This is a genomic window from Klebsiella sp. JB_Kp004 (assembly GCF_040065795.1).
Taxonomy (GTDB): domain Bacteria; phylum Pseudomonadota; class Gammaproteobacteria; order Enterobacterales; family Enterobacteriaceae; genus Klebsiella; species Klebsiella quasipneumoniae.
The window spans coordinates 24,432-36,456 of the sequence record NZ_JBEAKW010000042.1 but is presented as its reverse complement, the minus strand read 5'-3'; the positions used below and the strand labels follow the sequence as shown (position 1 = coordinate 36,456).

Below are 12,025 nucleotides of genomic sequence, written 5' to 3'. Positions count from 1 at the left end.
CTATGCGCCGCTATCCGGGTTTGACCACGATGGCTTTTTACTTGCTGTGCCAGTACGCCTGCGAGCGCACCAGCTGCTGATCGATGCTCTCATCCTCAAAGCGCGCCAGCAGCGATTTCACCACCGCGCCTTCGCCGGTCAGCCAGATGAAATAATCCTCCGCCGGCACCTTCACCTGCGCCAGACGCTCGGCGACGAACGCCGGATGGTGGCCCACCACCCACTCGATGTTAAAGCCGTCGAGATCCGCCAGATAATCTTTATATGACGCATCGGCGATAGTGACGATGGCGGTCACCTGCGGCGTCACCGCCAGCTGACGCAAACCCAGCAGACGACGACGCAGCGCCGGCATACCAGACTCATCGCAGACATACAGTTGCCAGGCGTAATCCTCCGGCACCACCAGCGAGCCGCGCGGACCGCCGATCACCAGCTTATCGCCCGCTTTTGCCTCCAGCGCCCAGCGGCTGGCGATTCCGCCGTCGTGGATAAAGAAGTCGTACGCCAGCTCATGGCGTTCGGCATCGTACAGCGGCGTATAGTCGCGGGTAGCAGGCCGCACGCCCTCGCCCCAGTCAATCCCCTCCTCGGTCACCTGCGGCGGGGCAAACGCCGCGCCCGGCTCCGGGAAGAAAAGCTTGGTGTGGTCGTCAAAGCCGCGGGAAACGAAACCTTCCAGCGCCTCGCCTCCCAGCACGATGCGCTGGAAGGCCGCGCCTGCGCGCTCCACGCGCAGCACCGTCAGCTCACGGAAACGCAGCTCATTGCGGACACGCTGCGGGTACTTGTCTGCTTTGGTTTTTGTCATCATCGATCGCCTTCGTGAACAGTAAATAGATATATCTAAACTCGATGCAAATGATAATGATTGCCATCTAAAAAGAATGCAAGTCTTTTTTTGATATAGTCAAAACAAACCGCATTAAAATTCCAGAATCAAAAATAAACAGATAAATATCAACAAATTAAAAAATAAATCACAACCAGCATTGCGAGAATTCATTTTTTAGATATAAATTAGATATATCAAAACATAGCAGGAGGTAACCATGCGACATCATCATGAAGACGGGCGTGGGCCGCGCGGGCGCCACGGTGACCCCAGCGAACACGGCGACCATGGCCGTCGCGGCGGCGGACGTCGCCAGCGTTTCTTTGGCCACGGCGAACTGCGGCTGATTATTCTGGACATCCTCAGCCGCAGCGCCAGCCACGGCTATGAGCTGATCAAAGAGATCGAAACCCTCACCCAGGGGAACTACAGTCCCAGCCCGGGGGTGATCTACCCGACGCTGGATCTGCTCCAGGACCAGCGTCTCATCAGCGTGGAAGACGACAACGGACGCAAAAAAATCGTCATCAGCGAAGAGGGGAAACAGCTGCACGCGGAGAACCAGGAGCATCTGTCCCATATCCAGGAGCGTCTGCAGGCGCGGATGGTCGGCTGCGAGCTGCGCCGCGATCCGCAGATGAAGCGCGCGCTGGAGAATTTCAAAGCGGTCCTCGACCTGAAAGTGAACCAGCAGGCCAGCAGCGCCGCCCAGCTCAAGCAGATCATCGGCATTATCGACCGGGCGGCGATGGAGATCTCCCAGCTCGACTAAGCCTCCTTTCTCACCATCAGCTGCCCCGCGCTGGGGCAGCCCGCACCACGACGGATCGTGCCGCTCAACGCCGCAAGGCAGAAAATCTCGTCAGCTCAGGAATAAAACGTGCCAATAATGGCGCCATGAGATTAAATTTTACACATTTCGTCTTTTACTTTGCATTTATCCCGATTTTCACCGCTTCTGCCGAACTGGCGTAATCCCTGCAATACTTAATCCAGTATCGTGTGATACGTCCGCCCCAGGAGCACATTTTGAACAGGTTACCTTCCAGCGCATCGGCTCTGGCCTGCAGCGCACACGCACTGAATCTCATTGAAAAGCGCACGCTTGACCATGAGGAAATGAAAGCACTTAACCAGGAGGTCAGAGAATACTTTAAAGAGCATGTGAATCCGGGGTTTTTAGAGTATCGAAAATCGGTCACAGCCGGCGGGGATTACGGAGCCGTAGAGTGGCAAGCGGGAGGGTTAAATACGCTTGTCGACACCCAGGGACAGGAGTTTATCGACTGCCTTGGCGGGTTTGGCATCTTCAATGTAGGGCACCGTAATCCAGTTGTGGTATCCGCCGTCGAGAATCAACTCGCGAAACAACCGCTTCACAGTCAGGAACTGCTGGATCCGCTACGCGCGATGCTGGCGAAAACCCTGGCGGCCTTAACGCCCGGCAAACTGAAGTACAGCTTCTTCTGCAACAGCGGTACCGAATCGGTAGAGGCGGCCATCAAGCTGGCGAAAGCCTATCAGTCGCCGCGCGGTAAATTCACCTTCATCGCCACCAGCGGCGCCTTCCACGGCAAATCGCTGGGCGCGCTGTCGGCCACCGCCAAGTCGACTTTCCGCAAACCGTTTATGCCGCTGCTGCCGGGCTTCCGCCATGTGCCGTTCGGCGATATCAACGCCATGCGCACCATGCTGAGCGAGTGCAAGAAAACCGGCGACGACGTCGCGGCGGTGATCCTTGAGCCGATTCAGGGCGAAGGGGGCGTGATCCTGCCGCCGACGGGGTATTTGCCGGCGGTGCGTAAGCTGTGCGACGAGTTTGGCGCCCTGCTGATCCTCGATGAAGTGCAGACCGGCATGGGCCGCACTGGCAAGATGTTCGCCTGCGAGCATGAGAACGTTCAGCCCGACATTCTGTGTCTGGCGAAAGCGCTCGGCGGCGGCGTGATGCCGATCGGCGCGACGGTGGCGACGGAAGAGGTCTTCTCGGTGCTGTTCGACAACCCGTTCCTGCACACCACGACCTTCGGCGGCAACCCGCTGGCCTGTGCGGCGGCGCTGGCGACCATCAACGTGCTGTTGACGCAAAACCTGCCGGCGCAGGCGGCGCAGAAAGGCGATATGCTGCTGGACGGTTTCCGCCTGCTGGCGCAGGAGTATCCGGACCTGGTGAATGAAGTGCGCGGGAAAGGCATGCTGATGGCCATCGAGTTTGTCGATAACGAGATTGGCTACGACTTTGCCAGCGAGATGTTCAGACAGCGGGTGCTGGTCGCCGGGACGTTAAATAACGCCAAGACGATCCGCGTTGAACCGCCGCTGACGCTCACCCTTGAGCAGTGCGAGCAGGTGCTGAAGGCGGCGCGTAAGGCGCTGGCGGCCCTGCGCGTCTCGGTTGAAGAGGCGTAATAAACTGCCCCTCCCCCCGGTCCTCTCCCAATGGAAGAGGACCGGGGTTATCTTCTGCTCTGGATTTCCCTCACACCTGCGGTAGCAGGCCGATAAAGCTGCGCTTCTGCCGCGGCTGCGACATCATCTCTTCCAGCTTTTCGACGCAGGCTAAATAGTGCGGGGTCTTCTTGTGCGCCAGCACCGCTTCATCGTCTTTATAGGCTTCGTAGATAAAAAAGCGGGTCTTCACCTCCGGATCCTGCAGAACATCAAAGCGCAGGTTGCCCGGCTCCCGCAGCGCCCCTTCGTGGTTGGCGCGGAACACCTCGAGAAACTCATCCACCCGCTCGGGTTTGATATTGATCTCCACCAGCGTCACATTCATTTCCGCTCTCCCTGTTTCTCTTCCTGCCAGAACTGGTACGCTTCACGCGCGTTCAGATTCTCATGTACCACCTTTTTCACCGCCTTCAGCATTGCGCGCGGGGCGCTGGACTGGAAGATATTGCGCCCCATATCCACCCCGGACGCCCCCTGGTCGATCGCCCGCCAGCACATCTCCAGCGCCTCATGCTCCGGCAGCTTTTTCCCCCCGGCGATGACGATCGGCACCGGGCAGCTGGCGGTCACTTTTTCAAAGCCTTCCTCAACGAAATAGGTCTTCACAAACTGCGCCCCCATTTCGGCGGCAATCCGGCTGGCCAGCGAGAAGTAGCGCGCATCGCGGGTCATCTCTTTGCCGACGCCGGTCACCGCCAGTACCGGCATACCGTAGCGGTTGCCGGCGTCCACCAGTTTGATGATGTTGTTGATCGACTGATGTTCGTATTGGCTGCCGATATAGACCTGCGCCGCCACTGCGCAGACGTTCAGGCGCAGCGCATCTTCCATCGCCACCGCCACGCACTCGTTGGAAAGTTCGCTGAGGATCGAGTTGCCGCCGGAGGCGCGCAGCACCACCGGTTTGTTGGTCGCGGCCGGCACCTGACTGCGCAGTACGCCGCGGGTGCACATCAGCACGTCGGTTTCCTCGAACAGCGGCGCAATCGACAGATCGATGCGCTCCAGCCCGGTGGTGGGTCCCTGGAAGTAACCGTGATCGAAGGCCAGCATGACCGTGCGGTTGCTGTGCGGATTAAAAATGCGCGCCAGCCGCGACTGCATGCCCCAGTCCAGCGAGCCGCAGCCTTTCAGGGTATACAGCGTGTTCTGCTGCGGGCGGTCGAGGCCGAAGTCCTTGCCCTCTTTGATATCGTCTAAATCAGCCATCTCATCCTCCGTCAGAAGTCGTAGTTATTGATGTTCTCTTTGCTGAACACCACGCGCTCCGGCAGCAGCACGATACCGTTGCCCTTCGCCTCATACTGGTAGCCCTGCACGCTGTTCGGTTCGACCTTCAGCGAGCCGATATCTTTCACCTCAACGCTGTCGCCGACGTTAAGATCGCCCTTTTTCAGCAGACGATCGGCGACGTTAACCGCAATTTTGCCCTGCTGAACCACATCCCACAGGCCAAAGGCTTTCACCGTGCCGCGCTCCACGTACGGGCGCATCACGTTGGGGGTACTAAAGCCGACGATCGCCACGCCCTGGCGCTTGAGGTTTTCCGCCGCCTGCGCCGCCGCCGGCAGGGCATTGGCATCCGGCGCGATAATGGCGTCAAGATCGGGATACGCTTTTAAGATCCCCTCGGCGGTTTGCAGCGATTTGGTGGCATCGTTATAGCCGAACTGGGTGGTGACGATTTGCCACTGCGGATGTTCTTTTTCGATTTTGGCTTTGGCTTCCTTCACCCACTGGTTCTGGTCGGTCACCGTCGGGCTGGAGTAGAAAAACGCCACTTTGGCAGCGGGCCTGGTCACCTGCTTTTCCGCCATCTCCACCAGCAGGCCGCCGAGCTGCTGCGGCGTGCCCTGATTGATATAGATGCTGCGGCACTCCGGTTTGGTATCGGAATCCCAGGTCAGGACCTTCACCCCGCGCTGCATCGCCCGCTTCAGCGCCGGACACAGGCCGTCCGGCGAGACGGCGGAGACGATAATCGCGTTGTAGCCCTGGTTGACGAAGTTGTTGATCAGCTGCACCTGGCCGGAAACGCTGGGCTCGGTGGGGCCGTCATAGGTGACATCCACGCCCAGCGCTTTCCCCGCCTCTTTCGCGCCGTTGCCGCCGCTGGTAAAGAAGCCCACGCCGACCAGCTTAGGTATAAAGGCGATGCGGTCCGCCGCCTGGGCGGTTGCCACGCTTAACGCCAGCGCCAGGACGCTCGTCTGGAGGATTCGTTTGGTTTTCATCGTATGTTTATGCTCCGATTGTTTTACGCGAGAAAAGACGCCGCCAGGTCGCGCGCACCCATTCACGGTGCAGGCTCAGCGAACGCCCCATCACCACCACAACCAACAGCGCCCCTGACAGCGCGCTCGACACCTGGTTGGGGATGCCGACCATCTGTAAACCCTGTTGCAGATACCCCACCAGCAATGCCGCCAGCGCGGTACCCAGTATCGATCCCGAGCCGCCGTAAATATTGGCCCCGCCGAGCACCGCCGCGGTCAGCGCCGGCATCAGCAGGTCACGGCCTAAATCCGAACGCGCCGAGCCAAAATAGGAGACCATCACCAGCGCCGCCACTGCCGACGCCACGCCCACCAGGCCATACAGCACATACGGGATGCCGTTGACCGACAGCGCGGCATAGCGGGCGGCGCGCGGGTTTTGCCCGAGTAAAAAAAGATGGCGGCCAAAGCGCCCGCGATGGGCCAGCAGCCAGAAGAGAAAGGTGATAACCGCGAACAGCACCAGCGGCAGCGGCAGCCCGCCCAGGGTTAAATTGGCGAAGGCGGTGAAGCTGTCGGGAAAGCCGCCGATCCCTTCATAGCCGGTGGCGCCGGCCATGCCGGAAAGCAGCAGCGCGCCGCCGCCGTACAGATACAGCGTCCCGAGGGTGATCACCAGCGGGCTGATGCCGGTGTAGTGGATCAGCGTGGCGTTGATTAACCCGCACAGCAGCCCCAGCAGCAACGTCAGCGACACCGCCAGCCACAGCGGCCAGCCCGCCTGGGTCATCACCCCGAGGGCGATGGCGCACAGGCCGATGGTCGAGCCCAGCGAAATATCGATCCCGCCGCTGATGATCACCAGCGTCAGCGGCAGCGCGACGATGCCGATGCAGATAAAGTCGCTGGTGCTAAAGAGCAGCATATTGAGATCCAGCATGCGCGGATTCAGCGCGCCGAACAGCAGGATTTCCACGACTAACAACGCCAGCAGCGCGCTTTCCCAGTTAAGCTTCAGCTTCATTTACGCCACCTCTTTGCTTTTGCGTTCGGGAAAGCGGGCTACCTGTTTGCCCCCTTTGTTGCCGGGCTGGAAACGGCTGTACTTCAGCGCCCGCTGATGGCGGGTCAGCGCCTGGCGCAGGCGGCCATCAAGGACCAGCACCCCGAGCAGGACCAGGCCGGCGATAAAGTCATTCCACCAGGCGGGAAGGCGGAACAGCACCAGCACGGTGTCGATTTGGGTGAGGAAGAAGGCGCCGAGAAACGCGCCGAGCAGGGTGCCGGTGCCGCCGAGCAGCGAAATCCCGCCCAGCACGCAGGCGGCGATGGCTTTCATCTCCAGGCCGCTGCCGGTCTGATTGGGCACAAAGCCAATCTGCGCGGCGAAGACGATCCCGGCGCAGGCCGCCAGCATACCGTTGAGGGTAAAGGCCAGCATCCGCGTGCGGTTGACCGCCACGCCCAGCTGGCGGGCAGCGGCGAGGTTATCGCCAACGGCATAGAAATCACGCCCGGAGGCGGTGCGCGACAGCAGCCATGCGCCCGCCAGCAGCAGCGCCAGCACCAGCCAGCCCAGCGGCGAGACGCCGATAAACAGCGGCTCCGAGAGCGATTTCAGGCTATCGGGCAAGCCTTCGATCCATTTCCCGCCGGTCCACAGCAACATCACCCCGCGATACAACCCCAGCGTGCCGAGGGTGGCGACGATCGCCGGAATGCGCAGCCCCACCACCAGCAGGCCGTTAAAAGCCCCGGCCAGCGCGCCAATCGCCAGCGCGAAGGCGATCGCCGTCGCCAGCCCGTAGCCGTTGTTCAGCGCCACCCCAACGGCGATGGCGCTCAGGCCAACGGTGGAGCCCACCGACACGTCGATATTGCGGGTCAGCATCACCAGCGTTGCCCCCAGCGCCAGCAGGCACAGGATTTGCGAGCTGGCGAAAATCATCGCCAGCGTCTGCAGGCTGAAATAGGCCGGATTGAGCGCCACCAGCACGGCAAACAGCGCCACGATGGCGAAGAAGGCGCTCAGTTCGCGATTCTTGAGTAACGTTTTCATGCCTGCCCTCCAAAGGCCAGGGTCATCATGCGATCGACGGTCACCGCCTGCCGCGTCAGCTCGCCGCTGTAGCGGCCCTGATGCATCACCAACACCCGGTCGGCCAGGCCAACGAACTCATCCAGATCGCTGGAGATCATCAGCACCGCCACATTTTGCGCGGCAACGCTTTTCAGCAACTGATAGATATCGGCGCGGGCGGAGACATCCACGCCGCGCGTCGGTTCATCGACAATCAACAGCAGCGGGTTAGCCTCCAGACAGCGCGCCAGCAGCACCTTCTGCTGGTTGCCGCCGGAGAGGGTACGCACCGGCTGATCGCCATCGGCCAGCTTGATCCCCAGCGCCCGGTGATAGCGTTCGACCACCGCCGCCTCCCGTTTCCCCTGCTGCCACCACGACGGCTGATTGAACATTACCGTGTTCCAGCGCACCGGCGCATCGAGAAACAGCCCGGAGACCTGGCGGTCTTCGGGCAGATAGACCAGCCCGCTGCCCAGCCTGGCGCGGGTGCTCTCCTGACTAATCTCGCGGTTCTCCAGCCAGATCCGCCCGGCGCGCGGCGGACGCAGGCCGTATAAGGTTTCGGCAAATTCGGTGCGCCCGGATCCCACCAGCCCGGCGAGGCCGACGATCTCCCCGGCGCGGATCTCCAGACTGAGATCGATAAAACCTTCGCCAGTGAGATCCTCCACCCGCAGAACGGGAAAATCCTGCGCCTGGGTGCGGCGGTTGCCCGGCAGCGCCAGCCACAGCTTTTGCGTGTCGCTCAGCGCATGGTCGCGGCTGGCCGGCGTCATGGCGCTGATAAGCTGCTGGTCGCCGTAGCCCGCCGTTTCGCCGCTGAGCACTACCGCCCCATCGCGCATCACCGACACATGGCTGGCAAGCTGGCGGATTTCCGGCAGTTTGTGCGAGATAAAGACGATCCCCACGCCGAGCCCCTGCAATGCCCGGATCTGCTGAAACAGCCTTTCCGTTTCGCCCGGCGTTAAAGAGGCGGTGGGTTCATCAAGGATCAGGATCCGCGCCTCGCGCATCAGGCCGCGCAGGATCTCGACCATCTGTTGATCGGCTACCTCAAGCGTGCTGGCGCTGGCGTCCAGGTTGATCTGGCAGTTCAGCTGCTGCAGTTTTTCCTGCAGCCGCGCGGCGGTATCCGCCCGCTTCGGCAGACGAAAGAGAATGTTCTCGCGCACGCTGAGGTTGGGAAACAGCATCGGCTCCTGCGGCACCAGATAGATGCCCAGCTGGTGGGCCAGCGCCGGGTTAAGGCGCGCAAACGCGCGTTCGCCGATCGTCAGTTCACCGCTATCCGGGGTTTCGACGCCGGCGATGATCTTCATCAGCGTCGATTTACCCGCGCCGTTGCCCCCCATCAGCGCATGCACCTGGCCCGCGCATAGCGTAAAGTCGATGCCCTTCAGCACGGCAACGCCGGAGAATTGTTTGCGGATCTGGCGAGCTTCAAGCAGTGGCTTCATCGTCGCGCCTCGTTTGAACAAATGATTTTTAAATTTAATAATGTTCAAAAGCGTAGACGGTGAACTATATTTACAACCGTGCGAAGATCACAGTTTGGCGCTTTAGATCGTCAGGAAAAAAGGGGCCAGAGAGGAAAGATCCGTTTTGCCAGTCGGCTCACACTTTCTGGCCGCGCAATAGCGAACATATGATCTAAATTTTTATAAGAGTTCAATTTATGAGCGAAAAACGCATTACGGAAGACCATCGCTACGCCGGGCTGGCGTTAGCCGAGGAAGAGCTGGTGGCGCGGGTGGCGTGGTGTTACTACCACGACGGCCTGACGCAAAACGACATCGGCGAGCGTTTGGGGCTGCCGCGGCTGAAGATTTCCCGCCTGCTGGAGAAGGGTCGCCAGTCCGGGGTGATCCGCGTGCAGATCAACTCGCGCTATGAAGGCTGTCTGGCGCTGGAAAGCGAACTCCAGCAGCGCTTTGGCCTCAAGATTGCTCGCGTGCTGCCGGCGCTCAACACCCCGCCGATGAATACCCGGCTGGGGATAGGCGCGGCGCAGTCGCTGATGGGGATTCTGCAACCGGGACAGCTGCTGGCGGTCGGCTTCGGCGAAGCCACCATGAGCTGCCTGCAGCATCTCAGCGGCTTTATCGGCTCGCAGCAGGTGCGGCTGGTGACCCTCTCCGGCGGCGTCGGCCCCTATATGACCGGCATCGGTCAGCTGGATGCCGCCTGCAGCGTGAGCATTATTCCGGCGCCGCTGCGGGTCTCGTCGGCGGAGGTCGCCGAAATCCTGCGCCGCGAATCCAGCGTACGCGATGTGATGCTGGCGGCGACGGCGGCGGACGCGGCGGTGGTTGGCATTGGCGCTATCGATCAGCGGCGCGACGCGACCATTCTGCGCTCCGGCTATATCAGCGAGGGCGAACAGCTGATGTACGCCCGCAAAGGGGCGGTCGGCGACATTTTAGGTTATTTCCTGCAGGCCGACGGCCGGCCGGTAGAGGGGCTGGAGATCCATCGGGAACTGCTCGGCGTGACCCTGGATGAGCTGGCGCAGCTGCCGACCATCGTCGGCGTCGCCGGGGGAGAACAAAAAGCGCAGGCGATTCATGCCGCTCTGATTGGCAAGCGGATTAATGGCCTGGTAACGGAAGAGACAACAGCACGCGCGGTGCTCGCGCTGGCCTCCTGAAGGCCCGGCGCCGCGCGACAACAGCGAGGCGCATGTCATGAGTTACCTGTTAGCGTTAGATGCCGGGACCGGCAGCATTCGGGCGGTCATTTTCGATCTCAATGGCCGCCAGCTGGCGGTGGGCCAGGCCGAATGGAAACACCTGAGCGTCGATAACGTCCCCGGCTCGATGGAGTTCGACCTTACCACCAACTGGCAGCTGGCCTGCCAGTGCATTCGCCAGGCGCTCGACGCCGCCCGGCTCTCTCCCGCCGATATTCAGTCCGTCGCCTGCTGTTCGATGCGCGAAGGGATCGTCCTCTATGACCGCAACGGCGAGGCCATCTGGGCCTGCGCCAACGTTGATGCCCGCGCCAGCCGCGAAGTCGCGGAGCTTAAAGAGATCCACGACTATCGTTTTGAATCCGAGGTGTACGAGGTCTCCGGGCAAACGCTGGCGCTCAGCGCGATGCCGCGCCTGCTGTGGCTGGCGCACCATCGGCCCGATATCTACCGCAAGGCGGCGACCATCACCATGATCAGCGACTGGCTGGCGGCGAAGCTTTCCGGCGAGCTGGCGGTCGACCCGTCAAACGCGGGCACCACCGGCATGCTCGATCTGTTCAGCCGCGACTGGCGTCCGGCGCTGCTGGATATGGCCGGGCTGCGCGCCGATATGCTGTCGCCGGTGAAAGAGACCGGCACGCTGCTGGGCGCCGTCACCGAAGCGGCGGCCCAGCAGAGCGGCCTGCGCGCCGGGACGCCGGTGGTGATGGGCGGCGGCGACGTGCAGCTCGGCTGCCTGGGGCTCGGGGTGGTGCGCGCCGGACAAAGCGCAGTGCTCGGCGGCACCTTCTGGCAGCAGGTGGTGAATCTACCGCAGGTGCGCACCGACCCGCAGATGAATATTCGCGTTAACCCTCACGTCATTCCCGGCATGGCGCAGGCGGAGTCCATCAGCTTTTTTACCGGCCTGACCATGCGCTGGTTCCGCGACGCCTTCTGCGCTGAAGAAAAGCTGATTGCCGAGCGCCTCGGCGTCGATGCCTATTCGCTGCTGGAGGAGATGGCCAGCCGCGTACCCGCCGGTTCCCACGGCGTGATGCCTATTTTTTCCGACGCCATGCACTTTAAGCAGTGGTACCACGCCGCGCCGTCGTTTATTAACCTCTCCATCGATCCGGAGAAGTGCAATAAAGCCACTCTGTTCCGCGCCCTGGAGGAGAACGCGGCGATTGTCTCCGCCTGCAACCTGGCGCAGATATCGCAGTTTTCCGGGGTGACTTTCGATAGCCTGGTGTTTGCCGGCGGCGGCTCGAAGGGAGCGCTGTGGAGCCAGATCCTCAGCGACGTCACCGGCCTGCCGGTGCGGGTGCCGGTGGTCCGCGAAGCCACCGCCCTCGGCTGCGCCATCGCCGCCGGCGCTGGCGCCGGGCTGTACGGCGACATGGCCAGCGCCGGAGAAAAGTTAGTGAGCTGGCACCGCGAGTTCACCCCTAATCCGCAGCATCGCGAGCTGTATCAGGAGATGATGAGTAAATGGCAGTCGGTATATGCCGATCAGCTTGGTCTTGTCGATAGCGGGCTGACAACGTCGATGTGGCAGGCGCCGGGCCTCGAACGCCGCCAGCGCGCTGTGTCTTCCCCCTCACCCTAATCCTCTCCCGGCGGGAGAGGGAACCGTTCGGCGCGAAGCCTGATTTTCAGTGCCCGCTCGCCCCTCTCCCTTTGGGAGAGGACCGGGGTGAGGGGCAACGCTTCGCCGTTCTTTGAATCCCATCACAATCACCGCACTCCCCTTTTCCCTTTTT

General features: G+C 61.5%; 11 protein-coding genes. 4 read left to right on the top strand and 7 right to left on the bottom strand.

Annotation, left to right across the window (positions count from 1 at the left end; all coding sequences use genetic code 11):
* Positions 1-37 precede the first annotated feature (37 nt).
* Entirely contained in the window at positions 38-814 is a 777-nt protein-coding gene (locus ABLX76_RS17945) for a siderophore-interacting protein (RefSeq protein WP_023291069.1), read from the bottom strand.
* Positions 815-1,052: 238 nt separating this feature from the next.
* Between ABLX76_RS17945 and ABLX76_RS17940 the strand changes: the two genes are divergently transcribed.
* A complete protein-coding gene (locus ABLX76_RS17940) occupies positions 1,053-1,607 on the top strand; it encodes a PadR family transcriptional regulator (protein WP_348874999.1) in 555 nt (184 codons plus the stop codon).
* Between the two features lie 257 nt (positions 1,608-1,864).
* Positions 1,865-3,244 (top strand): putrescine aminotransferase, encoded by a 1,380-nt coding sequence (ygjG, locus tag ABLX76_RS17935; protein WP_023291071.1) that lies wholly within the window; start codon positions 1,865-1,867, stop codon positions 3,242-3,244.
* A 70-nt stretch (positions 3,245-3,314) separates the two neighbouring features.
* Here the strand turns inward: ygjG and lsrG are convergent, their stop codons facing one another.
* The 6 genes from lsrG to lsrA are packed head-to-tail and all read right to left on the bottom strand — an operon-like array spanning position 3,315 to position 9,045.
* The gene (gene lsrG, locus ABLX76_RS17930; RefSeq protein WP_004181386.1) at positions 3,315-3,611 is read right to left on the bottom strand and encodes a (4S)-4-hydroxy-5-phosphonooxypentane-2,3-dione isomerase; all 297 of its coding nucleotides are present in this window, start codon (positions 3,609-3,611) and stop codon (positions 3,315-3,317) included.
* Positions 3,608-4,495, bottom strand: a complete 888-nt coding sequence (lsrF, locus tag ABLX76_RS17925) for a 3-hydroxy-5-phosphonooxypentane-2,4-dione thiolase (RefSeq protein ID WP_023291072.1) — start codon at positions 4,493-4,495, stop codon at positions 3,608-3,610. Before lsrF ends, lsrG begins: the two co-directional genes overlap by 4 nt.
* Before the next feature lie 11 nt (positions 4,496-4,506).
* Positions 4,507-5,520 (bottom strand): autoinducer 2 ABC transporter substrate-binding protein LsrB, encoded by a 1,014-nt coding sequence (gene lsrB, locus ABLX76_RS17920; protein ID WP_064155346.1) that lies wholly within the window; start codon positions 5,518-5,520, stop codon positions 4,507-4,509.
* A 7-nt stretch (positions 5,521-5,527) separates the two neighbouring features.
* On the bottom strand, positions 5,528-6,526 hold the full coding sequence (lsrD, locus tag ABLX76_RS17915) for an autoinducer 2 ABC transporter permease LsrD (protein WP_087848566.1): 999 nt from the start codon (positions 6,524-6,526) through the stop codon (positions 5,528-5,530).
* Positions 6,527-7,561, bottom strand: a complete 1,035-nt coding sequence (lsrC, locus tag ABLX76_RS17910; RefSeq protein WP_023291075.1) for an autoinducer 2 ABC transporter permease LsrC — start codon at positions 7,559-7,561, stop codon at positions 6,527-6,529.
* The gene (gene lsrA / locus ABLX76_RS17905) at positions 7,558-9,045 is read right to left on the bottom strand and encodes an autoinducer 2 ABC transporter ATP-binding protein LsrA (protein ID WP_087777164.1); all 1,488 of its coding nucleotides are present in this window, start codon (positions 9,043-9,045) and stop codon (positions 7,558-7,560) included. The genes lsrC and lsrA overlap by 4 nt, the downstream gene beginning before the upstream one ends.
* Positions 9,046-9,263: 218 nt before the next feature.
* Here lsrA and lsrR point away from each other — a divergent pair, with 218 nt between their 5' ends.
* Together lsrR and lsrK are read left to right on the top strand one after the other, a co-directional pair.
* On the top strand, positions 9,264-10,235 hold the full coding sequence (gene lsrR / locus ABLX76_RS17900) for a transcriptional regulator LsrR (protein WP_004206105.1): 972 nt from the start codon (positions 9,264-9,266) through the stop codon (positions 10,233-10,235).
* Between the two features lie 37 nt (positions 10,236-10,272).
* Positions 10,273-11,871, top strand: a complete 1,599-nt coding sequence (lsrK, locus tag ABLX76_RS17895; RefSeq protein ID WP_023291078.1) for an autoinducer-2 kinase — start codon at positions 10,273-10,275, stop codon at positions 11,869-11,871.
* Positions 11,872-12,025: the final 154 nt, after the last annotated feature.

Coding starts and splice junctions, on each gene's coding strand:
- ABLX76_RS17945 (WP_023291069.1), bottom strand. CDS start 814: ATGATGACAAAAACCAAAGCAGACAAGTACCCGCAGCGTGTCCGCAAT.
- ABLX76_RS17940 (WP_348874999.1), top strand. CDS start 1,053: ATGCGACATCATCATGAAGACGGGCGTGGGCCGCGCGGGCGCCACGGT.
- lsrG (WP_004181386.1), bottom strand. CDS start 3,611: ATGAATGTGACGCTGGTGGAGATCAATATCAAACCCGAGCGGGTGGAT.
- lsrF (WP_023291072.1), bottom strand. CDS start 4,495: ATGGCTGATTTAGACGATATCAAAGAGGGCAAGGACTTCGGCCTCGAC.
- lsrB (WP_064155346.1), bottom strand. CDS start 5,520: ATGAAAACCAAACGAATCCTCCAGACGAGCGTCCTGGCGCTGGCGTTA.
- lsrD (WP_087848566.1), bottom strand. CDS start 6,526: ATGAAGCTGAAGCTTAACTGGGAAAGCGCGCTGCTGGCGTTGTTAGTC.
- lsrC (WP_023291075.1), bottom strand. CDS start 7,561: ATGAAAACGTTACTCAAGAATCGCGAACTGAGCGCCTTCTTCGCCATC.
- lsrA (WP_087777164.1), bottom strand. CDS start 9,045: ATGAAGCCACTGCTTGAAGCTCGCCAGATCCGCAAACAATTCTCCGGC.
- lsrR (WP_004206105.1), top strand. CDS start 9,264: ATGAGCGAAAAACGCATTACGGAAGACCATCGCTACGCCGGGCTGGCG.
- lsrK (WP_023291078.1), top strand. CDS start 10,273: ATGAGTTACCTGTTAGCGTTAGATGCCGGGACCGGCAGCATTCGGGCG.